The 26,181-nt window shown below is 73.5% G+C and carries 20 protein-coding genes; 8 read left to right on the forward strand and 12 right to left on the reverse strand.

Annotated features, from left to right (window positions below):
* Positions 1–24: 24 nt before the first annotated feature.
* The 9 genes from murG to rsmH all read right to left on the reverse strand — a co-directional run bounded on the left by murG (position 25) and on the right by rsmH (position 11,883).
* Positions 25–1,119 (reverse strand): undecaprenyldiphospho-muramoylpentapeptide beta-N-acetylglucosaminyltransferase, encoded by a 1,095-nt coding sequence (gene murG / locus P2424_RS07025; protein ID WP_276474920.1) that lies wholly within the window; start codon positions 1,117–1,119, stop codon positions 25–27.
* Positions 1,120–1,125: 6 nt separating this feature from the next.
* On the reverse strand, positions 1,126–2,523 hold the full coding sequence (ftsW, locus tag P2424_RS07030) for a putative lipid II flippase FtsW (RefSeq protein ID WP_276474921.1): 1,398 nt from the start codon (positions 2,521–2,523) through the stop codon (positions 1,126–1,128).
* 48 nt (positions 2,524–2,571) lie between these two features.
* On the reverse strand, positions 2,572–4,086 hold the full coding sequence (murD, locus tag P2424_RS07035; RefSeq protein ID WP_276474922.1) for a UDP-N-acetylmuramoyl-L-alanine--D-glutamate ligase: 1,515 nt from the start codon (positions 4,084–4,086) through the stop codon (positions 2,572–2,574).
* Entirely contained in the window at positions 4,083–5,147 is a 1,065-nt protein-coding gene (gene mraY, locus P2424_RS07040; RefSeq protein ID WP_026004439.1) for a phospho-N-acetylmuramoyl-pentapeptide-transferase, read from the reverse strand. Before mraY ends, murD begins: the two co-directional genes overlap by 4 nt.
* A 2-nt stretch (positions 5,148–5,149) precedes the next feature.
* Complete coding sequence (gene murF, locus P2424_RS07045) at positions 5,150–6,583, reverse strand: UDP-N-acetylmuramoyl-tripeptide--D-alanyl-D-alanine ligase (RefSeq protein ID WP_276474923.1); 1,434 nt, start codon at positions 6,581–6,583, stop codon at positions 5,150–5,152.
* Positions 6,580–8,340, reverse strand: coding sequence for a UDP-N-acetylmuramoyl-L-alanyl-D-glutamate--2,6-diaminopimelate ligase (locus tag P2424_RS07050; protein WP_276474924.1), 1,761 nt, complete (start codon positions 8,338–8,340; stop codon positions 6,580–6,582). The genes murF and P2424_RS07050 overlap by 4 nt, the downstream gene beginning before the upstream one ends.
* A gap of 111 nt (positions 8,341–8,451) precedes the next feature.
* Positions 8,452–10,518 carry a penicillin-binding protein 2 gene (locus P2424_RS07055; protein WP_276474925.1) on the reverse strand — a complete coding sequence of 689 codons (2,067 nt, stop codon included), beginning with the start codon at positions 10,516–10,518 and terminating at the stop codon, positions 8,452–8,454.
* Entirely contained in the window at positions 10,515–10,886 is a 372-nt protein-coding gene (locus P2424_RS07060; protein WP_276474926.1) for a septum formation initiator family protein, read from the reverse strand. The genes P2424_RS07055 and P2424_RS07060 overlap by 4 nt, the downstream gene beginning before the upstream one ends.
* 25 nt (positions 10,887–10,911) lie before the next feature.
* A complete protein-coding gene (gene rsmH, locus P2424_RS07065; RefSeq protein ID WP_276474927.1) occupies positions 10,912–11,883 on the reverse strand; it encodes a 16S rRNA (cytosine(1402)-N(4))-methyltransferase RsmH in 972 nt (323 codons plus the stop codon).
* A 418-nt stretch (positions 11,884–12,301) separates the two neighbouring features.
* Between rsmH and P2424_RS07070 the strand changes: the two genes are divergently transcribed.
* The 4 genes from P2424_RS07070 to P2424_RS07085 all read left to right on the forward strand — a co-directional run bounded on the left by P2424_RS07070 (position 12,302) and on the right by P2424_RS07085 (position 17,890).
* Positions 12,302–12,829, forward strand: a complete 528-nt coding sequence (locus P2424_RS07070) for a carbonic anhydrase (RefSeq protein WP_276474928.1) — start codon at positions 12,302–12,304, stop codon at positions 12,827–12,829.
* A gap of 143 nt (positions 12,830–12,972) precedes the next feature.
* On the forward strand, positions 12,973–14,058 hold the full coding sequence (locus tag P2424_RS07075; protein WP_276474929.1) for a MoxR family ATPase: 1,086 nt from the start codon (positions 12,973–12,975) through the stop codon (positions 14,056–14,058).
* Entirely contained in the window at positions 14,058–15,482 is a 1,425-nt protein-coding gene (locus P2424_RS07080; protein WP_276474930.1) for a DUF58 domain-containing protein, read from the forward strand. Before P2424_RS07075 ends, P2424_RS07080 begins: the two co-directional genes overlap by 1 nt.
* Positions 15,479–17,890, forward strand: a complete 2,412-nt coding sequence (locus tag P2424_RS07085; protein WP_276474931.1) for a DUF3488 and transglutaminase-like domain-containing protein — start codon at positions 15,479–15,481, stop codon at positions 17,888–17,890. The genes P2424_RS07080 and P2424_RS07085 overlap by 4 nt, the downstream gene beginning before the upstream one ends.
* A 397-nt stretch (positions 17,891–18,287) precedes the next feature.
* Here P2424_RS07085 and P2424_RS07090 read toward each other — a convergent pair whose 3' ends face one another.
* The 3 genes from P2424_RS07090 to P2424_RS07100 all read right to left on the reverse strand — a co-directional run bounded on the left by P2424_RS07090 (position 18,288) and on the right by P2424_RS07100 (position 20,388).
* Positions 18,288–18,704: a DUF3040 domain-containing protein gene (locus P2424_RS07090; RefSeq protein ID WP_276474932.1), complete on the reverse strand. Its 417-nt coding sequence runs from the start codon at positions 18,702–18,704 to the stop codon at positions 18,288–18,290.
* 261 nt (positions 18,705–18,965) lie between these two features.
* Positions 18,966–19,742 carry a methyltransferase gene (locus P2424_RS07095; RefSeq protein WP_276474933.1) on the reverse strand — a complete coding sequence of 259 codons (777 nt, stop codon included), beginning with the start codon at positions 19,740–19,742 and terminating at the stop codon, positions 18,966–18,968.
* Positions 19,743–19,836: 94 nt separating this feature from the next.
* Positions 19,837–20,388: an SAV_6107 family HEPN domain-containing protein gene (locus tag P2424_RS07100; RefSeq protein ID WP_276474934.1), complete on the reverse strand. Its 552-nt coding sequence runs from the start codon at positions 20,386–20,388 to the stop codon at positions 19,837–19,839.
* 321 nt (positions 20,389–20,709) lie between these two features.
* Between P2424_RS07100 and P2424_RS07105 the strand changes: the two genes are divergently transcribed.
* The 4 genes from P2424_RS07105 (at position 20,710) to P2424_RS07120 (ending at position 26,145) form a co-directional block, all read left to right on the forward strand.
* Complete coding sequence (locus P2424_RS07105; RefSeq protein WP_276474935.1) at positions 20,710–21,558, forward strand: ATP-binding cassette domain-containing protein; 849 nt, start codon at positions 20,710–20,712, stop codon at positions 21,556–21,558.
* Complete coding sequence (locus P2424_RS07110) at positions 21,530–23,752, forward strand: YhgE/Pip domain-containing protein (RefSeq protein WP_276474936.1); 2,223 nt, start codon at positions 21,530–21,532, stop codon at positions 23,750–23,752. Before P2424_RS07105 ends, P2424_RS07110 begins: the two co-directional genes overlap by 29 nt.
* Positions 23,753–23,784: 32 nt before the next feature.
* Positions 23,785–24,420 (forward strand): TetR/AcrR family transcriptional regulator, encoded by a 636-nt coding sequence (locus P2424_RS07115; protein WP_276474937.1) that lies wholly within the window; start codon positions 23,785–23,787, stop codon positions 24,418–24,420.
* Between the two features lie 276 nt (positions 24,421–24,696).
* Complete coding sequence (locus P2424_RS07120) at positions 24,697–26,145, forward strand: NAD(P)/FAD-dependent oxidoreductase (protein ID WP_276474938.1); 1,449 nt, start codon at positions 24,697–24,699, stop codon at positions 26,143–26,145.
* The last annotated feature ends 36 nt before the right edge of the window (positions 26,146–26,181 follow it).

Consider the following 26,181-nt stretch of genomic DNA (forward strand, 5'->3'; position numbering starts at 1 on the left):
GCGCCGGTTCCGCGCCGCGCCGGGTCAGTCCCGGCGGTTGGCGGCGATCGCCTCGTTCACCATGCCGACAAGCAGTTCATCGGCGTCCGGACGGCCGAATTCGGCTGCCGCACGGGACATCGCGGTGAGCTGCTGCGGGTCGGCGAGGACCGGGAGCACATTGCCCTGGATCCACTCCGGCGTCAGTTCCGCGTCGTCGACCAGGAGTCCGCCGCCCGCCTTGACGACCGGCTGTGCGTTGAGCCGCTGTTCGCCGTTGCCGATGGGCAGCGGGACGTAGGCGGCGGGCAGCCCGACGGCCGACAGTTCCGCCACGGTCATCGCGCCCGCGCGGCAGAGCATCATGTCGGCCGCGGCGTACGCGAGGTCCATCCGGTCCACATACGGTACCGGCACATAGGGCGGCATTCCGGGCATGTGGTCCACGTGGGGGATCTCGTTCTTGGGCCCGACCGCGTGCAGGATCTGGATACCCGCGCGCTGCAGATGCGGAACGACCTGCTGGACGACCTCGTTGAGCCGGCGCGCGCCCTGCGAGCCGCCGGAGACCAGCAGCGTCGGCAGGTTGGGGGCCAGCCCGAAGGCGGCACGGGCCTCGGGCCGCACGGCGGAGCGGTTGAGGGTCGCGACGGAGCGGCGCAGCGGGATCCCGACGTAGCGGGCACCCCGCAGTTTGCTGTCCGGCGTGGAGACTGCGACACCGTGCGCGTAGCGCGAGCCGATCTTGTTGGCGAGCCCGGGCCGGGCGTTGGCCTCGTGCACCACGATGGGCACCCCGGCGCGCTTGGCGGCCAGGTAGCCGGGCAGGGCCACATAGCCGCCGAAGCCGACGACGCAGTCGGCCTTCGTGCGCTCCAGGATCTGCTCGGCGGCCTTGATGGTGCCGCGCAGCCTGCCCGGCACCGTGATCAGCTCGGGCGTGGGTTTGCGCGGCAGCGGAACGGCCGGGATCAGTTCGAGTTGGTAACCGCGCTCCGGCACCAGCCGCGTCTCCAGGCCGCGCTCGGTACCGAGCGCCGTGATCCCCACGGTCGGGTCCTGCCTGCGCAGGGCGTCCGCGAGGGCGAGCGCGGGCTCGATATGGCCGGCGGTCCCCCCACCGGCGAGTACGACGTGCACGCTGTTTCACCGCTCTCCGGACGGCGGCCTTCCGACGCGCCGTCTCATCGTCTTCTCTCTCTTCCGGCCGGGGGCGCTCCCCGATCGCAGCGCCCCTGCCGACCCTCCCCGGGACGTGCGCTGCCACAGGAGGGGCTGTCGCACGGCCAGGGCAGCGCGCGCCGCCGGATCGCTGCGCGCGAAGGCGATCAGCAGTCCGACCGCGAACATCGCCGGCAGTAGGGCGGACCCACCGTAGGAGAACAACGGGAGGGGGACACCGGCGATCGGCAGCAGACCGAGCACCGCGCCCACGTTGATCACCGCCTGAGCGATGATCCACGTCGTCACGCCTCCCGCGGCATACCTGACGAAGGGTTCCTCCGTGCGTCCGGCCACGCGGATACCCGCATAGCCTAGAGCCGCGAAGAGGGCGAGCACCGACAGCGTCCCCGCCAGTCCGAGTTCCTCCCCGGTCACGGCGAAGATGAAGTCGGTATGGGGTTCGGGCAGTTGACCCCATTTTTCCACACTCGCGCCGAGTCCGGAACCGAACCAGCCCCCGGAGGCCAGCGCGTAGATGCCGTGCACGGCCTGCCAGCACCGGTCGTCCGGGCCGGGGTCGGTGGCGCCGATGCAGGCCAGCCGGGACATTCGGTTCGCGCTGGAGGTGACCAGCAGCACCGCGGCGGTGAGCGCCACCGCGAGCACCCCCGTGAACAGCCGGGTGGGTGCGCCCGCCAGCCACAGCAGCCCGAACAGCACGGCGGCGAGGATGATCGCGGTACCCATGTCCCCGCCGAGCATGATGAGCGCGAGCAGCAGGAAGGCGACCGGGACCAGCGGCACCAGCAGATGCTTCCACTGGGTGAGCATCTTCTTCTCGCCCTTGCGCGCGAGCAGGTCGGCGCCCCACAGGACCAGGGCCAGTTTGGCGAACTCGCTGGGCTGGAGCTGGAACGGGCCGCCCAGGTGGATCCAGTTCTGATTCCCGTTCACCTCCTGCCCTATACCGGGGACCTGTACCAGGCACATCAGGAAGACCGAGGCGACGAGCAGTGGATAGGCCAGCGCCCGGTGCATGCGCACCGGCATCCGGCAGGCGGCCAGCAGCAGAACCGCGCCGATCGCGGCGGCCACCACCTGCTTGCGGAAGTAGTAGGTGGAGGGCAGTCCGGACTGGAGGGCCTGGATCTGCGAGGCGGAGAAGACCATCACCAGGCCCAGGACGATGAGGAGCACGCTGCCGCCGAGAATCAGATAGTAGGCGGTCAGCGGACGGTCCCAGGCGCGCTTGGCCCGCGCGAACGCCCGCTGCGGCGCCGAGGTGCCCTGCGGTACGCGCGGGTGCCGCGGCGGGCGCACGGGTGCGGGCTGACTGCGCGCGCGCCGGGGCGTGGGTGGTTTCGCGGATCGCGCCGTCATCCGTATCCCCTCCGTCTCACCCCCGTCCTCGGTCGGCGGGGAGCGGGGTCACTGCTCGCTCGGGCCCACGGCGGCGAGGGCTCCGACCGCATCGGCGAACGCGTCGCCGCGTGCGTTGTAGTTGACGAACATGTCCATCGAGGCGCACGCGGGTGCCAGGAGCACGGTATCGCCGGGTCGCGCCAAGGACGCCGCCCGGTTGACGGCCTCCGCCATCGCCCCAGTGTCGGTGCGGTCGACGTCGGCCACGGGCACATCGGGCGCGTGTCGCAGCAGCGCTTGACGGATCAGCTCCCGGTCGGCGCCCAGCAGCACCACGCCCCGCAGCCGCGGGGCGGCCCCGGCGACCAGTTCGCCGAACGTCGCGCCCTTCGCCAGTCCGCCCGCGATCCACACCACCGAGGGGTAGGCGGCCAGGGAGGCCGCCGCGGCGTGCGTATTGGTGGCCTTGGAGTCGTCGACGTAGGCCACACCGTCCGCCTCGGCGACCCGGGTGATGCGGTGCGCGTCCGGGGTGAAGGCGCGCAGCCCGTCCCGTACCGCTGCCGCCGGTACGCCGAAGGCGCGGGCCAGCGCCGCGGCGGCGAGCGCGTTGGCGACGTTGTGCGGCGCCGGGGGGACCGCGGGGGCGGCGTCCGGGGCCGGGCTGAGGTCGCCGACCTCGGCCAGCTCCTGCGCCTGCTCCTGCCGGTCGGCGACGAAGGCGCGGTCCACCAGGACACCCTCGACGACGCCGAGTTGGGAGGGCGCCGGGGTGCCGAGGGTGAAGCCGATGGCGCGCGCGCCCTCGACCACGTCGGCGGCCCGCACCAGGTCCTCGGTGCGGGGCGCCGCGCCGTCCGGGTCGACGGGCTCGTCGGCGTTGTAGACGCAGGCGACCTGGTTGCCCTCGTAGATACGGCCCTTGGCGGCGGCGTACGCCTCCATGGAGCCGTGCCAGTCGAGGTGGTCGGGGGCGAGGTTGAGGACGGCGGCGGAGTGCGCGCGCAGGCTGGGCGCCCAGTGCAGCTGGTAGCTGGACAGCTCGACGGCGAGCACATCCAGGTCGCCGTAGGGCTCCTGCCCCAGGACGACGTCGATGAGCGAGACGCCGATGTTGCCGACCGCCGCCGTGCGCAGCCCGGCCGCGCGCAGGATGCAGGCCAGCATCCGGACCGTGGTCGTCTTGCCGTTGGTGCCGGTGACCGCGAGCCACGGCGGGCTGCCGGGACCGCGCAGCCGCCAGGCCAGCTCCACATCGCCCCACACCGGTACCCCGGCCTCGGCCGCCGCCGCGAAGAGCGGACTGGTGGGCTTGAAGCCGGGCGTGGTGACGACCAGCTCGGTGCCCTCGGGGAGGGTGCGGTCGTCGCCGAGCCGCACGCTGATCCCGAGCGCCTCCAGTTCGGCGGCCTGCCGGCGCGGGCCCTCGCCGTCGCCGCCGTTGACGGAGGTGACCCGGGCCCCGAGCCGGTGCAGCACCTTGGCCGCGGGCATGCCGCTGACGCCCAGTCCGGCGACGGTGACGTGCTTGCCGGACAGCTCGGCGCCCAGCTCCGCCAGGTTCGTCCGGTCCTCGCTCACTTGCTCGCCGCCCAGCCCGCGTAGAAGATGCCGACACCGACGATGGCGCACATGCCCTGGATGATCCAGAACCGCACCACCACAAGGACTTCGGACCACCCCTTGAGTTCGAAGTGGTGCTGGAGCGGAGCCATCTTGAAGACCCGCTTCCCGGTGAGCCGGAAGGACCCGACCTGGATCACCACGGACATGGTGATCAGCACGAACAGGCCGCCGAGGATCGCCAGCAGCAGCTCGGTGCGCGAGCAGATCGCGAGCCCGGCCAGCGCGCCGCCCAGGGCCAGCGAGCCGGTGTCGCCCATGAAGATCTTCGCCGGCGAGGTGTTCCACCACAGGAAGCCGAAGCAGGCACCCATCAGCGCGGCCGCGACCACGGCCAGGTCGAGTGGATCGCGGACCTCGTAGCAGCCGGGTCCGGCCGTGGCGATGTGCGCGCAGGACTCCTGGTACTCCCAGACGCAGATGAACACGTAGGCGCCGAAGACCATCACCGAGGCGCCGGTCGCCAGGCCGTCGAGGCCGTCGGTGAGGTTCACGCCGTTGGACATGGCCAGGATCATGAACAGTGCCCAGACCACGAACAGCACCGGTGGCAGTGCCCAGCCGAAGTCCTGGGTGAAGGAGAGCTTGGTGGAGGCCGGAGTGAGCTGCCGGGCGTCCTCGAAACTGAGTGCGAGGAGGGCGAAGGCGATACCGACGATGAGCTGGCCGGCCATCTTCGCCTTCGCGCGCAGCCCGAGGCTCCGCTGCTTGACGATCTTGATGTAGTCGTCGAGGAAGCCGACCAGGCCCATCCCGGCGAACAGGAAGAGCACCAGCACACCGGAGAAGCTGGGCTGCTCCCCCGTGATGAGCTTGGTCAGCACGTAGGCGAGCACCGTCGCCAGGATGAAGGCGATACCGCCCATCGTGGGGGTACCGCGCTTGCTGTGGTGGTTGCGCGGGCCGTCGTCGCGGATGAACTGGCCGTAGCCCCGTCTGGCGAGCAGCTTGATCAGCAGCGGAGTCCCGATCAGGGACAGGAAGAGGCCGATGACCCCGGAGAAGAGGATCTGCTTCATCGTCATCGGGCGGCGCCCTCACCCTCCCTCGACCCGTCCGCGAGGAGAGCCGCGGCCACCTTCTCCAGCCCCACCGACCGGGAGGCCTTCACCAGTACGACATCTCCCGCGCGCAGTTCCCCGCGCAGCAGGCCGACGGCCGCCTCAGTGCCGGACACATGCACCGACTCCTCACCCCACGAACCCTCGTTCTTGGCACCCATGTCGAGCCAGGCGGCCTCCCGGCCTCCGACTGCCACGAGTTTGCTGACGTTGAGCCGGACGGCGAGCCGTCCGATCGCGTCGTGCTCGGCGAGCGCGTCGTCGCCGAGCTCGGCCATCTCGCCCAGCACCGCCCAGGTCCGGCCCCCCCGGGCCTTCGCCGCCTCCCCCATGGCGGAGAGCGCACGGAGCGCTGCCCGCATGGAGTCGGGATTGGCGTTGTAGGCGTCGTTGACGACCGTGACGCCGTCGGCGCGCTCGGTGACCTCCATCCGCCAACGGGAGAGCGTGTCAGCGGAGGAGAGCGCATCGGCGATGTCCCCAGCGGACATGCCCAGTTGGTGGGCGACGGCCGCCGCGGCGAGCGCGTTCGACACGTGGTGCTCACCGTACAGGCGCATGGTCACATCGCCGCACCCGGTAGGTGTGTGAAGGGTGAAGGCTGGTGTGCCGCGTTCCGACAACCGCACGTTTTCAGCCCGTACGTCCGCTTCCGGGGCCTCACCGAAGAACAGCACCCGCGCGCTCGTCCGAGCCGCCATGGCGCGGACGAAGGGGTCGTCGGCGTTGAGCACCGCCACTCCCCCCTCCTCGGCCGAGGGCAGCGTCTCCACCAGTTCACCCTTGGCCTGGGCGATCTGCTCCCGCCCGCCGAACTCGCCGATGTGGGCGGTGCCGACATTGAGCACCACCCCGATCCGCGGCGGTGTCAGTTCGGTGAGGTAGCGGATGTGGCCGATACCGCGGGCGCCCATCTCCAGCACCAGGTGCCGGGTGGTCTCGTCGGCGCGCAGGGCTGTCAGCGGCAGACCGATCTCGTTGTTCTGCGAGCCTTCCGGCCACACCGTGGGTCCCAGCCGCCCCAGCAGCTGGGCGATCAGATCCTTGGTGCTGGTCTTGCCGCTGGACCCGGTCAGCGCGACGACCTGGGTGCCGAGCGTCCGCACGGCGTGCCGGGCCAGCGCGCCCAGGGCCCGGGGGACGTCGTCGACGACGACAGCCGGAACACCGACCGGGCGGGTGGCGAGCACGGCGACGGCACCGGAGGCCACGGCGTCGGCGGCGAAGTCGTGGCCGTCGGCCCGCTCCCCGGCGAACGCCGCGAAGAGCGTGCCGGGGCCCGCTTCCCGGGAGTCGATCACCACCGGCCCGGTGATCCGCGCGTCCGGGTCCGTCATGTCGTGCTGCCGTCCGCCGGTGAGGGCGGCGATCTCTGCGAGGGAGAGGGGGATCATCGCTTCTGGTTGTCTGTCCGGTGCTGCGCGGCGGAAGGGGACGAAGAAGACAGGGGGTCGGAGGCGGACACAGGGGACGGGGACGGCGGTGCCGCCGGGGCGGCCGCCGCCTGCTCGGCCGCCCGGGCGCGGATGGCGTCGTGCAGCACCTGGACGTCGTCGAAGGGGCGCACCACTCCGGCGATGTCCTGGCCCTGCTCGTGGCCCTTGCCCAGGACGAGGACGGTGTCGCCGGGTCCGGCCCGGCCGACGGCGGCCCGGATCGCGGCGGCGCGGTCCTCCTCCAGGAGCACCGTGCCGCGCTCGTAGGCGGGCACCTCGGAGGCACCGCTGAGCATGGTGGCCAGGATCGCGAGCGGATCCTCCGAGCGCGGATTGTCGGAGGTGAGCACCGCCGTGTCGGACAGCCGGGCGAGCGCCGCTCCCATGCCGGGCCGCTTGTGCGGGTCGCGGTCGCCGCCGCAGCCCAGGACGGCGTGCACGGCGCCCTCGGTGACCTTGCGGACGGCGTAGAGCACCGACTCCACGGCGTCCGGCTTGTGTGCGTAGTCGACGATGGCCAGGTAGTCCTGCCCGGCGTCCACCCGCTGCAGCCGGCCGGGGACGCCGGGGACGGTGCCGATGCCCTCGGCGGCCGTGCTCGGGTCGATCCCGGCGACGACCAGCGCGGTGAGCGCGGCCAGCGCGTTGGCCACGTTGAAGGGTCCCGCGAGCGGCGCGGCGGCCAGTACTTCCCGTCCGTCGGGTCCCACCGCGGTGAACGTGGAGCCGAGCGGGCCGACCTCCACGTCCCGGGCCCGCCAGTCCGCGTCCGGGTGGCCCTCGGCGGAGAAGGTGGTGACGGGGAAGCCCTCGCCGCGCAGTTCGGTCAGCAGCCGGAAGCCGTACTCGTCGTCGAAGTTGACCACCGCGGCCCGCGAGCGCTCCGGGGTGAAGAGCTGCCGCTTGGCCTGGAAGTAGTCCTCCATGTCCGGGTGGAAGTCGAGGTGTTCGGGGCTGAGGTTGTTGAACACCGCGACGTCGAAGACGCAGCCGTCGACCCGGCCGAGGACCAGCGCGTGGCTGGAGACCTCCATCGTCACCGAGCCGACGCCACGCTCGCGCATCACGCCGAACAGCGCCTGCAGGTCGGTGGCTTCGGGCGTGGTGCGCTCCGACTTGATCCGCTCGTCGCCGATCCGCGACTCGACCGTGCCGATCAGCCCGGTCAGCCCGCCGCCGTCCACGGCGCCCGCGGTGCGCGGCTCGCCCTTCTCGGCGGCCTTGCGCAGCCCGCCGTCCACCAGGTACGCGGTCGTCGTCTTGCCGGAGGTGCCGGTGATGCCGATCTGGAGCAGATCGTCGCCGGGAGCGCCGTAGATGGTGGCGGCCAGCTCCCCCATCCGGCCGCGCGGGTCGGGGACCGTCAGCACCGGCAGCCCGGTGGCCTCGGCCCGTGCCGTTCCCCCGGGGTCGGTCAGCACCGCCGCGGCACCCAGGCTCTGGGCCTGCTCGACGAAGTCGGCGCCGTGCAGCCGGGCGCCGGGCAGCGCGGCGTAGACGTCGCCCGGGCGCACGGCGCGCGAGTCGTGGGTGATGCCGGTGACGGACACGCCGGCGTCCGCCGCTCCGCCCCCTCGCGGCGCATCGCCGGGACCGGTGGCGGACGCGTCGGCGCCCAGCAGTCGGGCCAGCTCCGCGAGCGGAACGGGTGCGACCCGTGCGGGCCGGGGCGGCCCGGGGAAGGACTCGGGGGAGGTCTGATCAGCTTGTGGCACGGCGGTGAGCGTACCGGGCGGGGAGCCCGCGTCGCGAAGCGAGGGGCGCGGCGGGGCCGCCCCCTGGGGGTTGTACTCGCTGTCAGTGATCGTTCTCACGTGGCGCACGCCTCAGTCGTTCCGGCTCTTCCCCGCGCTCACGGGCAGCTTCGCGGGCTCGGCCCCGGTCGGGGGGATCTGCAGGGTCTTGAGGGAGAACTTCATGACCTTCTTGTAGACGGGACCGCACACGTCGCTGCCGAAGTAGCTGCCCTTCTTGGGGTTCTGGACGGCGCAGTAGACGGTGATCCGGGGCTTGTCGGCGGGCGCGAACCCGGCGAAGGAGGAGGTGTAGCCGTGGTAGCGGCCGGTCTCGGGATCCACCCGGTTGGCCGTACCGGTCTTCCCCGCGACGCGGTAGCCGGGGATCTTGGCGGTGGTTCCGGTGCCCTCCATGTCGGAGACCACGGATTCCAGCATCCGGGCGAGGGTCTTGGCCGTCTTCTCGCTGACGACCCGGCGCTTGTCCGGTGCGTCGGCGGGCCGGAATCGGCCGTCCGGGCCGGTGGTGCCGCGGACGAGTGTGGGGGCGATCCGCTCCCCGCCGTTGGCGATGGTGGAGTAGATGGAGGCGGCCTGCACGGCGTTGAGGGACAGTCCCTGCCCGAAGGGGATCGTGTACTGCTGGGAGGCGCTCCACTTCCCGGGTTCGGCCAGCAGGCCGTCGGTCTCGCCGGGGAAGCCGAGCCCGGTGGGCCGGCCGATGCCGAACTTGCGCAGATAGCGGTAGAGGACCTTGTTGGCCTGCCGCTGCGTGCTGCCGAGCTGCTCGGTGGCGAGGATGGTGCCGATGTTGCTGGATTTGGCCAGGACGCCGTTGAGGGTCAGGTGCCAGGTGGGGTGGTCGATGTCGTCGGCGAAGGACCGGTCGGCGCGCTTGAGCCGGTTGGGCACCGTGACCGCCGTCCGGGGAGTGGCCTTGCCCTCCTCCAGGACCGCCGCCATCGACATCACCTTGCTGGTGGAGCCGGGCTCGTAGGCGTCCTGGACCGCGGGGCTGCCGAAGGAGTCGACCTGCGCACCGCGGATGTCGTTCGGGTCGAAGCCCGGCGCGCTGGCCATGCCGAGCAACTGGCCGGTCCTGGTGTCCTGCACGACGACATAGCCGCTGTCGGCGTGCGACTCGGCCACCTGGTCGGAGATGGCCTGCTGCGCGGACCACTGGATGTCGCGGTCCAGGGTGAGCTCCACGTCGGAACCCGGCTCGGCCGCCTGCTCGCGGACGCCCGCGGTGGGGACCTGGCGGCCGCCGGACTGGGCGTAGGTGACCTTGCCGTCCTCCCCCGCCAGCGTGCCGTTCAGCTTCGCCTCCAGACCGGCGCCGCCCTTGCCCGCGGAGTTGACGAAGCCGAGGACCGTGGCGGCCAGCTCCTTGTTCGGGTAGACCCGTTTGGCGTGCTTCTCCTGATAGATCCCGGCCAGCACGTCGGGCTTCCCGCCCTCGGGCGCCGCCGCGGCCTCCTCGGCGAGCCGCGCCTTGAGCTTCTTGACCTTGCGCCAGGTCTGCGGGCTCTGCTGCCGGGCGAGCAGCACATAGCGGGTACCCTTCCGCGAGAGCTTCCCGGCCAGCTCGGCGGGCTTCTTGCCGAGCAGCGGCGCCAGCAGTTCGGCGGCCCGCTCGGGGGCGTCCTCGATCTTCGTCTGCTCCGGGCTGAACAGATACGGATCGGCGGTGATGTCGTGGGCGTCCACGGTGCTCGCCAGCGCGGAGCCGTCCCGGGCGGTGATGGTGCCCCGCTCGGCCGCGAGGGGGACGGTGATGTAGCGGTTGACGGCGGCCTTGTCCGCGTACGCGCTCGCGTCCACGGCCTGGACCTGCAGCAGCCGCACCGTGAAGACCAGCATGACCAGCGTCAGCCCTACGGCGACCAGCCGCAGCCGGGGCCGCGGGTTCACCAGCCGCAGCCGGGCCGCGCCGCCCCGCGGGGGACGTGCGCCGCCGCCCCGGCGCGCCGCGGAGGGCCGTGCGCCGCGGGACGCCGCTGCGGTGGCCGGCCGGCCCGGCCCGGGGACCCGGCGCGGCTTCGCGGCCCGGCCCCGGTCGGCGGTGCGGTTCCGGTCGGGGGTGCGCTCCGGCCCGGACGCCGTCCCGGGGCTCCGGCGGGCGCCGCGCTCCGACTCGCGGGGACGTTCGCTCATGGGTCCTCCCGCCCACCACGCGCCGGGCGGGGATCGCCGCGCACGGTGCCGTCGGGGTCCAGGAAGACGGGGGTGCCGCTGGGGACCAGGCCCTGCTCCCGGGCCCGCTCCTCCAGCCGGTCCGGCGCGGAGTAGCCGTCCACCTCCTGCTGGAGGGCCTGCTGCTGGTCGGTCAGCTCCTCCGTCTGCTTCTCCAGTCTGCTGAGCTGGAAGGAGCCCTTGTTCAGGGAAGCGTTCAGCAGCAGCAGGGCCAGCAGGCCGCTGCCCAGCAGCAGGACGATCAGCAGGACGAACGGGGCGCGGGCGGCCGGCGACCCCCCGACGGGGACCAGCCGGGCCAACCGCGCCAAGCGTCGCTGCGCTGTCATGTCCCCTCCCGGATATGGCGGCCGGTCATGTCGCCTCCCTGATCCGCTGGGCGGCGCGCAGCCGCGCCGGCGCCGCCCGCCGGTTCTCGGCGATCTCCTCGTCGGTGGGCACCTCGGCGCCGCGGGTCAGCAGCCGCAGCCGGGGCTGGTACTGCTCGGGCACGACGGGCAGCCCGGGTGGCGCCGTGTTCCGGGAGCCGGTGGCGAACAGTTGTTTGGCCAGCCGGTCCTCCAGTGAGTGGTAGGCGAGGACGACCATCCGGCCGCCGACCGCGAGCGCCTCCAGCGCGGCGGGCAGGGCCCGCTCCAGCACCGCCAACTCCCCGTTGACCTCGATGCGCAGCGCCTGGAAGGTGCGCTTGGCCGGATTGCCGCCGGTGCGCTTGGCGGCCTGCGGCAGCGCCTCCCGGATCACCTCGACCAGCCGGCCGCTGCGGGTGAACGGCTCCTTCTCGCGCTCCCGCACGATGGCCTCGACGATGCGGCGGGCCTGCTTCTCCTCGCCGTAGGAGCGCAGGATGCGCACCAGGTCGCCGGGCGGGTAGGTGTTGAGCACCTCGGCCGCGCCGGGCCCGCTCGTCTGGTCCATCCGCATGTCCAGCGGCGCGTCCTGGGCGTAGGCGAAGCCGCGGTCGGCCTCGTCCAACTGGAGCGAGGAGACCCCCAGGTCGAACAGGACCCCCTGGACGCGCGGCACCTCCAGCCGGGAGAGCACCTGTGGCAGTTCGTCGTAGACGGCGTGCACCAGCGTGGCCCGGTCGGCGTAGGGGGCCAGCCGTTCGCCCGCGAGTTCGAGTGCGGCCGGGTCCCGGTCCAGGCCGACGAGGCGGGCCGCCGGGAAGGTCGACAGCAGCGCCTCGCTGTGGCCACCCAGGCCCAGGGTGCAGTCGACGACGGTCGCGCCGGGCTCCGCCAGCGCGGGAGCGAGCAGGTCCAGGGTGCGCCGGAGCATCACCGGATTGTGGCGTTCGCCGACGGGCCGCTCGTTGGTGGTCACTGTGCCCTCTCAGATCTGGCGGGCACCGTGCACATGCTCCTTGGTCCCCGCCCGCTCGAAGGGGAGTGGCCGCCCGCGCCGAACGGGCGCCGGAGGCCGGGAGCGGGAGGAGGCCGAGCCGCACGTGCGCGCCCGCGCACGCGAGGGGATTCGGGGATCCTTGGGGAGAGTGTTCGCCTCCCACTTCGCGTCACTTTAGTCCACTCGTCCCCTCGGTCAACTACGGGACCAGGCGCGTCCCGACAACGAGTGACAACCGCGCGCGCGGTCGGCGGCACCCGCGCACGCGACTGCGGTGTGCACCCGGGCGGAGGAGACGACAATGGGCCGTGTGGGTTACCTCACACCCTCGCGCGCCGCCCGATTTCACCGCTCTCCGGGCAGGCCGTCCGCTCGGGGAACGTCTAACGTCGTACACATGTCGATACCCACACCTGACCCGCAGTCCGCACCGTCCGTGACCGACGAGATCGTCACCGCGAACCAGGAGTACGCGGACGACTTCACCGACCCCGGCATGGACGCCCCCCCGGTCCGCTCAGTCGCCGTCGTCGCCTGCATGGACGCCCGTCTGGACCTGCCCGCCGCGCTGGGGCTGGAGCTGGGCGACTGCCACACCATCCGGAACGCGGGCGGTGTGGTCACCGACGACGTCATCCGCTCCCTCACCATCAGCCAGCGCGCCCTGGGCACCCGTTCCGTGGTCCTCGTCCACCACACCAACTGCGGACTGCTCAACCTCACCGAGGATTTCCGCCACGAACTGGAACTGGAAGTGGGCCAGCGGCCGTCCTGGGCAGTCGAGTCCTTCAAGGATCTGGACCAGGACGTGCGCCAGTCCGTCGAACGGGTACGGACCTCGCCCTTCCTGCCGCACCGGGACGACGTCCGCGGCTTCGTCTTCGACATCACGACGGGCCTGCTGCGCGAGGTCGCCCCGGCCTGACCGGCAGGGCCGCGGCCCGGAGTCACCCGGGAGAGTGACGGGAGGGCCCGTCGACGTGAAGAATACGCAACGACGCACACTGCAGGGCCCGGTGGCAGGCACGCGGCGGGCACATACAACGGGGATGGGGCCGAGGAGGGCCGGTGACGACCTATGACGAGCGGGCGGACCTGAGCGAACTGAGCGCCACGGCGGGCGAGGTGCGCCGCTGTGTCGAATCGGTGATCGAGGGGAAGCCCGACGTCGTCCGGCTCTCGCTCACGGTGCTGCTGGCCGAGGGCCACCTGCTGATCGAGGACGTGCCGGGCGTCGGCAAGACGATGCTCGCCAAGGCGCTGGCCAGGACGATCGACTGCTCGGTGCGGCGGATCCAGTTCACCCCTGATCTGCTGCCCTCCGACATCACCGGGGTCAGCGTCTACGACCAGCAGCGCAAGGACTTCGAGTTCAAGCCCGGGGCGATCTTCGCGCAGATCGTGATCGGCGACGAGATCAACCGCGCCTCCCCCAAGACCCAGTCGGCGCTGCTGGAGTCGATGGAGGAGCGCCAGGTCACCATCGACGGGCAGACCTACGAGCTGCCCGACCCGTTCATGGTGGTCGCCACCCAGAACCCGGTGGAGATGGAGGGCACCTACCCACTGCCCGAGGCGCAGCGCGACCGGTTCATGGTGCGGGTCTCCATCGGCTATCCGAGCCCCGCGGCCGAGCTGGAGATGCTCGATGTGCACGGCGGCGCCTCCCCGCTGGACGACCTCCAGCCGGTGGCGCACGCGCACGACATCGCCAAGCTGATCGGGACCGTGCGCGGCGTGCACGTCTCGGACGCGGTGCGGCGGTACGCGGTCGAGCTGGTGGCCGCCACCCGCTCCCACTCCGAGCTGCGGCTGGGCGCCTCGCCCCGCGCGACGCTGCACCTGCTGCGGGCCGCCAAGGCGTCGGCCGCGCTCGGCGGGCGCGAGTTCGCGCTCCCCGACGACGTGCAGTCGCTGGCGGTCCCCGTCCTGGCGCACCGGCTGCTGCCCACCGCGCAGGCCCAGTTGAACCGCCGTACCGCCGAGCAGGTGGTGGCCGAGATCGTGCGGCAGGTGCCGGTGCCCGCCGTCGGCCCCGGCCCCGCCGCACCCGGAACGGCACCGCCCGGTCCGGCTCCCTACGGGCCGCCGCCCGCCCACGGACCGCATGCCCCCCTGAACCGGCCGCAGACCGGGCAGGCCCGGGGCTACTGATGGCCTACGGAGCGGTCCCGGGCGCCCCGACCGCCTCCGGCCCGGCCCCCGGCGCGGCGGCGTCCGGTGACGGTTCCGGCCCGGAGGAGCGGAGCGGCTCGCTGCGCCACGCGTTCGGCGGTCTGACCACCCGCGGCCGCTCCTTCCTGGCGGCCGGGCTGGCGGCGGTGCTGTGCGCGTATCTGCTGGGCCAGGACGAACTGCTGCGGGTGGGGGTGCTGCTGGGGGTGCTGCCGCTGGTGTGTGTGCTGGTACTGCACCGCACCCGCCACCGCGTGGCGGGCTACCGCAGGCTGTCGCCCTCGCGGGTACCGGCGCGCTCGGAGGCCCGTGTGCACCTGCGGGTGGACAACGTCTCCCGGCTGCCGACCGGACTGCTGATGCTGCAGGACCGGGTCCCCTACGTCCTGGGACCGCGGCCCCGGTTCGTGCTGGACCGGGTGGAGCCGGGCGGTCGCCGCGAGGTCTCCTACCGGGTCCGCTCCGACCTGCGCGGACGCTATCCGCTGGGCCCGCTCCAACTGCGGCTGACGGACCCGTTCGGGATGTGCGAGCTGACGCGCTCGTTCAGCACCTGGGACACCCTCACCGTCGTACCGCCGGTCGAGGCGCTGCCGCCGACCCGGTCGGCCGGGCGGACCGGCGGCTACGGGGAGGGCCGGCAGCGCGCGCTCGCCCTGGCCGGGGACGACGACGTGATCCCGCGCGGCTACCGGCACGGCGACGACCTGCGCCGGGTGCACTGGCGTTCGACCGCTCGCTACGGCGAACTGATGGTGCGCCGCGAGGAGCAGCCGCAGCAGGCCCGCTGCACCGTCCTGCTGGACACCCGCCGGGCCGGCTACCCCGGCTCGGGGCCCGACTCCCCGTTCGAGTGGGCGGTCGCGGGCGCCGCGTCGGTGTGCGTGCACCTGCTGGAGCGCGGCTGCTCGGTACGGCTGCTGACCGACACCGGAGCCGCCGCACCCGGGCCGGAGAACGGCGGATTCCTCGCGGAGAACCCGGACACGGCCGGACTGCTGCTCGACACCCTCGCCATCGTCGAGCACTCGAACGAACAGGGGCTGGCCGGGGCCTATGAGGCGCTGCGCGGCGGGGACGCCGGGCAGCCGGGGCTGCTGATCGCGTTCCTGGGAGCACTGGACGAGGAACAGGCACTCACCGTCGGCCGGCTGCGGCAGCGCTCGGACCGCGCGGTGGCCTTTCTCGCCGCCCCCGCGTCCCGCCCGCAAGACGGCACCGGGCAGGCGGCAGGGGGCGCCGCCGGGCCGCCCGGGACCCCCGCCGAGCCACCCGGATCCCGCGCCGCGCTCCGCGTCCTGCACGAGGCCGGGTGGACCGCGCTGACCGGCGGACCCGGAACGCCGCTGGCCGCACTGTGGCAGGAAGCCGAACACGCGAGCGCGAAGGGAGCCGAACGGTGAGCGGACGGGGACGGCTCGCATTCTGCGCCGCGCTGGCGACGCTGGCCGCGGCCTGCGCACTGCTGCCGCTGGTCGAGCCGGCGGCCTGGCTGATCCAGGCGGCGGTGCTGATCGGGGTGCAGGCCGGAGTGGGCGCCGCCGCCCGCCGGGTCCCGCTGGCCCGCCCGCTGACCGTGCTGGCGCAGGCGCTCACCTCGCTGCTGCTGCTCACCGTCGTCTTCGCACGCTCCGCCGCGCCTGCTGGATTCCTGCCGGCACCCGGGGTCTTCACCCACTTCTCCGCGCTGTTCGAGCAGGGCGTCCAGGACGTGAGCCGGTACGCGATACCCGCGCCGCTCACCGACGGCATACGGCTGATGCTGATCGGCGGGGTGCTGCTGATCGGGCTGCTGGTGGACACGGTCGCCGTGACCTACCGGAGCGCCGCCCCCGCCGGGCTGCCGCTGCTCGCCCTGTACTCGGTGGCGGCCGGACTCTCCGAGGGCGGCGCACGCTGGCTGTGGTTCCTGTGCGCCGCGGGCGGCTATCTGCTGCTTCTGCTGGCCGAGGGGCGGGAGCGGCTCTCCCAGTGGGGCCGGGTCTTCGCCGACCGCACCCGGCCGGGCGCGGCGCCGCACCAGCCGGGCAGCGTCGCGGGCCCCGCGGCGGCACCCGTGCGCACCGGTCGCCGGATCGGAGTGCTGGCCCTGGGCGTCTCGCTGCTGGTGCCCACCGCACTGCCCTCGCTCAGCGGCGGCCTGCTCGACGAGGTGGGGACGGGTGGCGGAGGGGGGCGCGGGCAGGGCGGCGGCACGGTCTCGGCAGTGAACCCGGTGGTCGCGCTCAAGAACAGCCTCGACCAGCCGCAGGACCGCACCGCGCTCGTCTACCGGACGGACGGCGAGGACGACAGCGAGGACGAGGGGCTCTACCTGCGCATCGTCGCGCTGGACAGGTTCGACGGCGCCCAGTGGAAGCCCTCCGAGCGGCGGATCGGCGAGATCCCGGACCGGCTGCCCGCCCCGCGCGGGCTGGGGCCGGACGTACGGACCAGCACCGTGCGCACCACCATCCAGGCCAGCGACGCCTACGCGCAGGACTGGCTGCCCATGCCGTTCCCCGCCGACCGGGTGCGCCTGGAGGGCAAGTGGCGCTTCGAGCCCGAGGGCCGCACCCTGGTCGGCTACGACAAGCAGACCACCCGCGGACTGCGCTACACGGTCGAGAGCCTCCGGGTCCGGCCCACCGCCGAGCAGCTGCGCAACGCGCCCGACCCGCCGCCCGCACTGGAGCGCGAGTACACCGCCGTTCCCGGCACACTGCCGGACGTCGTCCCCAGGACCGCGCGCCAGATCACCCGCGGTGCGGCGAACGACTACGAGCGGGCGGTACGGCTCCAGGACTGGTTCGCTGTGGAGGGCGGCTTCTCCTACGACACCGAGGTGGAGGCGGGCACCGGCGTCAATGCCATCGCCGACTTCCTGCGGCAGAAGGAGGGCTTCTGCGTCCACTTCTCCTTCGCCATGGCCTCGATGGCCCGCACCCTGGGCATCCCGGCCCGGGTCGCGGTCGGTTTCACTCCCGGCACGGCGCGCGGCGACGGAGCGATGGAGGTCGGCTTCCAGGACGCGCACGCCTGGCCTGAGCTGTACTTCGAAGGTGTGGGCTGGACACGTTTCGAACCCACCCCCACCCGCGGCAGCACCCCGCCCTACGCCCGGCCGGACGCACCGGATCCCGACCGCGACTCCGGCGAGGTGCTGCCCGACCGCGGCGGGAGCGACGAGCCCACGGTCGCCCCCTCGCCGTCACATGAGTGCACCGCCCAGCAGAAGCGCTCCGACCCCGAGTGCGGGCTGGCGGCTCCGCTGCCCGGCTCCGGCAGCTCCGAGGAGGGGCCGTCCGCGGCCACCGTCGCCGGTATCGGCGCCGCGTCACTGCTCCTGCTGGCGCTGTTGCTGCTGCCGATGCTGCTGCGGATGAGGAGACGCTCCCGGCGGCTGCGGTCCCCGTCCCGGGGCACCGGTCCGGAGAGCGCCGAGGGGGTGCTCGCCGCCTGGCAGGAGCTCCTGGACACCGGATGGGACTACGGCATCGTGCCGGAGGACTCCGCGACCCCACGCACGGCCGCCGAGCGGCTGGCCCGGGTGGGAGAGCTCCAGCCCCCCGAGGCCGAGGCGGTACAGCGGATCGCACTCGCGGTCGAACAGGTGCTGTACGCGCCCGAGCCGCAGCCGGCCCCCGGGATCACCCGCGACGTGCAGCGCGTCCGGTCCGGGCTGCGCGCTGCCGCGCCCCGCACCCTGCGGGTCCGCGCCCTGCTGCTGCCTCCGTCCACCGGACGGCTGCTGCGGGCCGCCGGCCACCGTGGGCGGGTGCTGCGGGCCCGGTGGACCCGCGTGCTGCGCCGCCCACGCCCGGCCGAGTAGCCGGCGCGGGGCAGCGCGGACCCGGTTCCCAGGCCCGGTCGGCGGAGGACCGGGGGCTGCGTCCGCCGGCCACCCCCGTCACCGGCCGGGCCGGTGCTCCGGGCGATCCGGCCGCCTGGCGCGCCAGGATCGCCGCAACCCGAGGGACGCCGTCCGGCACACCAACTCCGGGCCGACCGCCGACCGGGCACCGGAACACATACGGCGGTGCGGGAACCCGGCGAGGGTTCCCGCACCGCCGAAGACCTGCGCTGTCGTTGCTCTGGGGAGTCGTCGCCGCGCGGCAGGGGCACTGCGGGCACGGCACGGCCGGAAACCCGGTCCGGGCCGCGGCACGTCGCCGCGTGACGTTGCGAGGAAGAGCGAAAGTATGCGGAACGGGGCGGTGACCCCGCTGTCAGTGGTGGCCCTCGTCGCGGCGGCGCTGCCACCGCTCCTCGATACGGGACATCACCGACCTGCGGTTCCGTGGCTGCTGGCGGCGCGCCGAATCCGAGCCCTGCGAGGACTCGCCCTCGCTCGCGGCCTGCTCCTCGCCCTGCTTGGGCGCCTTCCGCCACCCGGTCACGGCGAGGACCGCACAGCCCAGCATGACCAGGAAGCCGACGACGCTGATCCAGATCTGCTGAGCGACCATTCCGGCCATGAGGAGCGCGATACCCACCAGAAAGCCCGCCACCGCTTGGTAGACCCGCTTGCGGGTGTACCGACGCAGCTCACTTCCCTCGAGCGCTGTTGCGAACTTGGGATCTTCGGCGTACAGCGCTCGCTCCATCTGCTCGAGCATCCGCTGCTCGTGCTCAGAGAGCGGCACGGAGTCCTCCTACTCGTCGGTCGCGGGGGCGACCGGATGCGACTCTTTCAGGATAGGCAGGGAATCGCCCCCGTGAAACCCGCCCCTCTACGCCAATTCCTCCCACCACACCCGATATGACGGACGGGGTGCCCACGGTGTGCTCCGTTCATTCCCGCACCACCTTTCCGCCATGCCGGACGGCGTGCTTCGATCATACGGCGCGCAGCGGCTGATCGGGCGGTCGTGCGAGCAGACCCCCGCCGGGCGGCGGGTGCGCCCTCAGCGGTCGGCGGGCCGCGTGCCGGAGGGCGGGATCTCGGCGAGCACATGGAGCCGGCTGGCCACGGACTGGAAATCGGGCAGTTCGGCAGCGGCCGCCTCCAGCCGGGCCAGCGCGTCCAGCGCGTCGGGCTCGGTGTCCACCAGCGCGCCGGGCACCAGGTCGGCGAAGACCCGTACGCCGTGCACGGAGATCACCTCGAGCCCGGTGCTGGTCACCAGCGCCGTCAGCTGTTCGGGGGTGAACCGGCGGGGCATGGGATCGCTCTCGCCCCACCGCCCGCCGGGCGAGGTGAGGGCGTGCCGGGCCTCGGTGAAGTGCCCGGCCAGCGCCCGCGCCAGGACGGCTCCGCCCAGTCCGGAGGCCAGCACACTCAGCGTGCCGCCCTCCTCGCGCAGCGCGGCGACGGCGTTGCCGAGGCCCTCGGCCGGGTCGTCGACGTACTCCAGGACGCCGTGGCAGAGCACCACGTCGTACGCACCCCGCTCGGCGACCTCGAAGAGTCCGCGCACATCGCCCTGGACACCGCGCACCCGGTCGGCCACCCCTGCTTCGGCGGCACGTCGCTCCAGCGCGAAGAGGGCGTCGGGGCTGGGGTCGACGACGGTGACGCGGTGCCCGAGCCGGGCGACGGGCACCGCGAAACTGCCGGTGCCGCCGCCGGTGTCGAGGACCTCCAGTTCGGCGTGGTCCGCCAGTTCGGCGCGCTGGTCGAGGGCTCCCCTGAGGACGTCCCAGACCACGGCGGTCCGGAGGGTTGCGCTGGGGCGGGACATGCGGTTGCTCCTCGGCTCAGGGACGGGCGGGTCCCACCCTATTGCCTCCGCCGCCCACCGATCCGCCCGGCGGGGCCCTGACCACCGGGCCTCCTCACCCCGCCCGCCGGTCCCGGGGGTGGACGGGGCGCTCGTCCCCCTCGGCCGTGCGGGGCTGCGGCAGGGCCGGCTGGGTGAGGAGCATCCGCTCGACCAGCCGGAGGAACATCCCGGCGTAGTGGATCAGGTCGTCGGCGTCGCGCGGGTCGGCGGCTCCGGCTATGCCCGCTTCGGCCCGCGCCCGGCGGTCGGCGCCGGAGGCGAAGAGCGCCGCCCATTCGGTCAGTTCGGGGGCGACTTCGGGCAGCACTTCCCAGGCGCTGCGGATGGCGGGGCGGCGCGGCCGGCGCGGGGCGCCGCCCCGGCGGCGGGCGGGGGCCGGGTCGGCGGTGCCCCGTACGGCGAGGACGGCGGCGGCCGTGCGCAGTGCGGCGAGGTGGGCGGTGGCGTAGCGCTCGTTGGCCGGTTGCAGCGCCGCCGCCTCGTCGAGCCCGTGCCGGGCCTGCGCGAGCAGGTCGCGTGCGGCGGGCGGGGCGGTGGCCCTGCGGAGCACGGGGTGGATGTCGTGGGGGTGGCTGGCGGGCGGCGCTGTCGGCTGCGGGGGCACCGGGCGTGCTCCCCGGGACGGACGCTTCACGTGGATCAACCTCCCGTCGGCTGATACCGGTTCGGGAACCGGTCGTATGGGCACATCGTGACGCATGCCACTGACAATCGGCCTGACCAGCACATACGCCGTGCCGGGCAGCGAACTGCCGGGGCCCGGTCGGATGGAGGAGCCGCCGGTTGGCGTGCCGGGCCCGGCCTGCTGCATACTTTGAACTGACCAGTCAGTTCAAAAGTCGCGGTGCCCGGCGCGGGGGCCGGGCACGGCGCGCCCGTCGGCGCAGCGACACGCAGCGGGACGCGACACACAGCGGGAGGGGCCGTGGCACACGGGCGAGGAGCCGCCGTCTCGGCGGCGGACTTCGGGCTGACGGGGCCGCGCGGCCCCGTCTTCGACGGAGTGGGATTCACCGCCGGAGCGGGCTCGCTGATCGCGGTGACCGGGCCGTCGGGCTCCGGCCGCACCTGCCTGCTGCTGGCGCTCACCGGCCGGATGAAGGCCGGCAGCGGACGCGCCGAGGTGGCCGGACACCCGCTGCCCAAGCGGCTCGCCGCCGTCCGCCGGATCACCGCGCTGGGCCCGGTGCCCGGCGTCAACGACCTGGACCCGGCGCTGACCGTCACCGAGCAACTCCGCGAGCGGGTGCTGCTCCAGCGGCGGTTCGGCGGTCCGCTCCGCGGGCTGCTGCGGCCCCGCCGGGAGCGGGCCGCGGCCAGCCGGGAGCGGCTGCAGACGGCTCTGGACACCGCGGGTCTCGACCTGGACGCGCTGCCCAGGGGCGGGCGCACGGCCGTACGGGACCTGGGGCGGCTGGAGGAGCTGCGGCTCTCGATGGCGCTGGCGCTGCTGGGCGAGCCCGGGCTGGTGGCCGTCGACGATGTCGACCTGAAGCTGTCGGAAGCCGAACGCGCGGCGGCCTGGGAGCTGTTGCGCACGGTGGCCGACGGCGGCACCACGGTGCTGGCGGTGTGCAGCGAACCGCCGCCCGAGGGCGCCGTGGTGGTCCGTACCGGTGCGGCGCGCCCAGGCGGTGCACAGACCGGCCCGGACGGCTCCGCGCCCGCAGCCGAAGCGCACGAGGACGCCGATGACGCCGATGACGCCGAGAAGGACGAGAAGGACGAGAAGGAGGGGGCGGAGGATGCGCTCGCCGAGGCTAGCCGCGCTTGAGCTCAAGCGATTCGGCAGAGGGCGGCTGCCGCGAGCGGCGATGGCCGCGATGCTGCTGCTTCCGCTGCTGTACGGAGCCCTGTACCTGTGGTCGTTCTGGAATCCCTACGAGCGGCTGGACCGGGTACCGGTGGCGCTGGTGAACGAGGACCGGGGCGCCACCGTGCAGGGAAAGAAGGTCGACGCGGGCGACGACATCGTCAAGGGGCTGCACGACAGCGACTCCTTCGACTGGCAGGAGACCAGCGCGGCCGACGCCCGCAAAGGGGTCGAAGACGGGCGGTACTACCTGTCGCTGACGATACCCGCCGACTTCAGCAAACGGGTCTCCTCCAGCTCGGGCGACTCCCCCGAGACAGGTGCGCTCAAGGTCCGCACCAATGACGCGAACAACTACATCGTCGGACAGATCTCCCGCACCGTCTTCTCCGAGGTCCGCTCGAGCGCCTCCAGCAAGGTCTCGCGGAGCTTCTTCGACAAGATCTACGTCTCCTTCTCCACGCTGCACGGCAAGACCGCCGAGGCCGCCGAGGGCGCGGACGACCTGGGCGACGGCATCGGCAAGGCGAAGAAGGGCGCGGGCAGGCTCAAGAACGGACTCGGTGACGCCGAGGAGGGCAGCGGCCGCCTGAAGAACGGTACGGCCGACCTGCACAAGGGCGCCGGATCCCTGGAGACGGGCGCGGACCGGGTCGCCGAGGGCACCCAGAAGCTCGCCGACAAGGTGAACGGCGGAGTCGAGAAGGTCCGTCCCTTCCTGCGGGCGCACAGCGGCGACGTCGGCAAGGCGGCGCGGGAGGTGGCCCGGACGAGCAAGACGCTGAAGAAGAACCTCGGCAAACTGCCCGGCGAGGCGCGGCGTGCGCAGACCGACACCCGCAAGGCCGCCGACGCGCTCTCCACGCTCTACGAAGCACGCTGCGGAAAGGGCGCCCCGGGAACCGCCGCGCCGTCCCCTTCCGGGGCGCTCCCCGAAAGCGGCAAGGACTCCGGCGGCGAAGGCGCCGACGGCGGCGGTGTGCCGCAGTCCGGGGGCGGGGCCTCCGCGACCGGACGGCCCGCCCCGGCCCCCGCCGTGGCCCCCGACTCCTGCCCGAAACTGAAGAAGGCCGTCGCCGCCGCCGAACGTTCGGCGAAGGTCGCCGCGAAGGTCAACGGGTACGTCGAGAACGAGCAGAACCTCGACGAACTCGGCCGCCACCTCGACGACCTCAACCGCGCCGCGGACGCCGTCGCCGACCGGGCCCCGCACCTGGACCAGGACGTGGCCGACGCGGTGCGGCAGATCAACGAGCTCAACAGCGGCGCCCACAAGGTCGCCGAGGGCGCCGGGAAGCTGCACACCGGGCTGGGCACCGCCAAGAACGGCGCCGCCTCGCTCGACACCGGGCTGGGCGAGCTCTCCGACGGCGCCGCCTCCCTCGACGGCGGTCTGTTCAAACTCGCCGACGGCTCCGGAAAGCTGGCGAGTGGTCTGCACGACGGCGCGAAGAAGATCCCGGACTACGGCAAGAAGGAGCGCGAGGACCGCACCGGGGTGATGGCCGACCCCGTCGACCTCGCCTCGCACAAGGCACACGCGGCACCCAACTACGGCACCGGCTTCGCGCCCTACTTCATCCCGCTCTCGCTCTGGGTGGGCGCGATGATCGCCTACATGCTGCTCCAGCCGTTGAACCGGCGCGCGCTGGCCGCGGGCGCCCCGGCCTGGCGGATCGCGCTGGCGGGCTGGCTGCCGGTGGCCGCGATCGGAGTGGCCCAGGTGGCCGCGCTGATGAGCGTGCTGCACTGGGGGCTGGGCCTGCAGATGGCCCGCGGCCTGGCCACGGTGGGCTTCCTGATGCTCGTGACGGCGTGCTTCACGGCCGTCGTCCAGTTCCTCAACGCGCGCTTCGGGCCCGCGGGCCGGATCCTCGTCCTGGCGATGCTGATGCTCCAGCTGACCTCGGCCGGTGGCACGTACCCGATCCAGACGAGCCCGCACTTCTTCAACGTGCTCCACCCGCTGCTGCCGATGAGCTACGTGGTGGAGGGGCTGCGGCACCTGATCACGGGCGGTGAACTGTGGCCGGTGCAGCGGGCCTGCCTGGTCCTGCTGGCCTTCACCGCGGGCGCCCTGGCGCTCACGGCGGTCACCGCGCGCCGCAAGCAGGTGTGGACGCTGGACCGGCTGCGTCCGGAGATCTCACTGTGAGGCCCGCGCGGCTCCGAGAGGAGAATGGCCGCATGACAAGCGCCCGGACCAGCCCTTCCACTTCCCGCAGCCGCAGTGCCACCAGGGACAAGCTCTTCCATGCGGCGGTCACCCTCATCGCCGAGCAGGGGTTCTCCTCCACGACCGTGGAGGAGATCGCCGAACGGGCCGGGGTGGCCAAGGGCACGGTCTACTACAACTTCACCAGCAAGACCGAGCTGTTCGAGGAGCTGTTGCGGCACGGCGTGGAGCTGCTCACCGCCGATCTGCGCAAGGCCGCGGAGGAGACCGACGGCCGGGGCGGCAGCCGGGTGGACGCGCTCGACGCGATGGTCCGCGCGGGGCTGCAGTTCATCGACCACTACCCCGCCTTCACCCAGCTCTACGTCGCCGAGCTGTGGCGCACCGGACGGGCCTGGAACGACACCCTGCTGATGGTGCGCAAGGAAGCGGTCGCCGTGGTGGAGAGCGTGCTGCGGGCGGGCGTCGCGGAAGGGGAGCTGAGCGAGGAGATCGATGTCCAGCTCACCGCCGCGGCGCTGGTCGGCATGGTGCTGGTGGCGGCCCTCGACTGGAAGGCGTTCCAGCCGGAGCGCTCGATCGAGGACGTGCACGGGGCGCTGTCCCTGCTGCTCCAGGGCCGGGTCGGCGCCGGCCGTCCCGGCTGACCGCGGAACCGGCACCCCGCGGGGGGCGGCCCCGCCCCCCGCGGGGCCGCCCCCGCCTTGGAGGGGGGTGGCTTCCGGAGGGGCGCCGGCACCGTTCCGCGGCCCCGTGTCGGCGGTGCGGCCCCGTGCCCTTCCGTTGCCCTCACTCTGCCGTCCGCACGGATGACGGCCTATCCGTGCGGATACTCAAGATCTCTCCTGAGTGCGGGTACCTACTTCTCGGGCCGGCACGGGCGGCGCCGGGGCGCCGGACGGGGGCCGCTAGGGTCGGTGGACATGGCACGGGTTGTGGTGGTCGGGGCGGGGATGGGCGGCATGGCGGCGGCGGCCAGACTGGCCGTCGCGGGGCACGAGGTCGTGGTGCACGAGCGCACCGGGACCTACGGGGGCGCTGTGCGGCAGTACGCGCGTGACGGCTTCGCGTTCGACACCGGCCCGGGGCTGCTGCAGTTGCCGGCCGTCTACCGCGATCTGTTCGTCAAGACCGGCCGGGAGCGGCTGGAGGACGTGGTGGAGCTGGTCCAGGTGCCCGTCACCGCCTGCCATGTGTTCGCCGACGGCAGCACCGTCACCCTGCCCGACGCCTCCCGGGGCAAGGTGATCGCCGCGCTGGACGAGGCGTTGGGCGAGGGCGCGGGCGAGCGCTGGTCCGCGGTGCTGACCCGGGCCCGCACGGCGTGGGAGGCCACCCGGCGGCCGCTGCTGGAGGAGCCGCTGCGTGGGGAACCCTCCTCGCGGGGCCTGCTCGCCGCGGAGGGCGCCTACCCGGCGCCGCGCCCGAAGGGTCTGCCGGGCCTCTTCCGGGCCCTGCGCCGGCGGGGAGCCGGCGGGCCGACGCTGGCCGAGGTCGCCCGGGACGAGTTGCGCGACCCCCGGCTGGCGGCGATGCTGTGCGGCTCCGTCTGGACGCAGGGCCTGGACCCGGCGGCGGCCCCCGCGAGCGCCGCCGCTCTCGCCTACCTCGAGGACACCTTCGGCACCTGGTACGTGCGCGGCGGTCTGCGGGCGCTGGCCGACGCGCTGCACGCGCGCTGCCGGGCCCGCGGGGTGGTCTTCCACTTCGACAGTCCGGTGGCGGGAGTGCGGGAGAAGGACGGACGCGCGGCGGGTGCGGAGCTCGCCGACGGCTCGGCGGTGGACGCGGAGGTGGTGGTCGCGGGCGGCGGACCAGCTGCACCCGGCGGGCAGGGAACCGCCGACCGGGGCATGTCCCGGCTCACCGTGCTGCTGGCGCTGCGGGGTGCACGCCCCGCGGGTACCCCGCACCGCACACTGGTGCACCGCGCCGAGACTCCCGGGCAGCCGCTGACCGTGCTGCGGCCGGACGATCCGGCGCTGCGCCCGGACGACGCGCACGAGACGGCCGTGCTGACGCTGCCGGTGCCCGGTGGCCTTCCGGCGGAGGCGGCGGAGCCGCTCGTCGAGAACCTGCTGGCGGCGTCGGACGCGGCGGGGCTGGAGCTGCGGGAGCGGGTGCTGTGGCGGGAGGTGCGCACCCCCGCCGACATCGAGGCGGAGACCGGCGCCCCGGGCGGCCGGGTGCCGCCGCCGGGGCTGTCCGGCGGCGGTGGCGCCTTCCTGTACCCCGCCAACACGACGGAGCTGCCTGGGCTCTACGCGGCGGGCGGGTGGTCCCATCCGGGAGGCGGACTGCCCGCCGCGGGGATGACGGGCGCCATGGTGGCCGGGCTCGTGCAGGACCCGGAGTGGCGCGGCTCGGTCTGAGCAGGCGGCCCGGGCCCGGTGCGGATCGCTGCCGTG

This window comes from Streptomyces sp. WMMB303, from assembly GCF_029351045.1.
Taxonomy (GTDB): domain Bacteria; phylum Actinomycetota; class Actinomycetes; order Streptomycetales; family Streptomycetaceae; genus Streptomyces.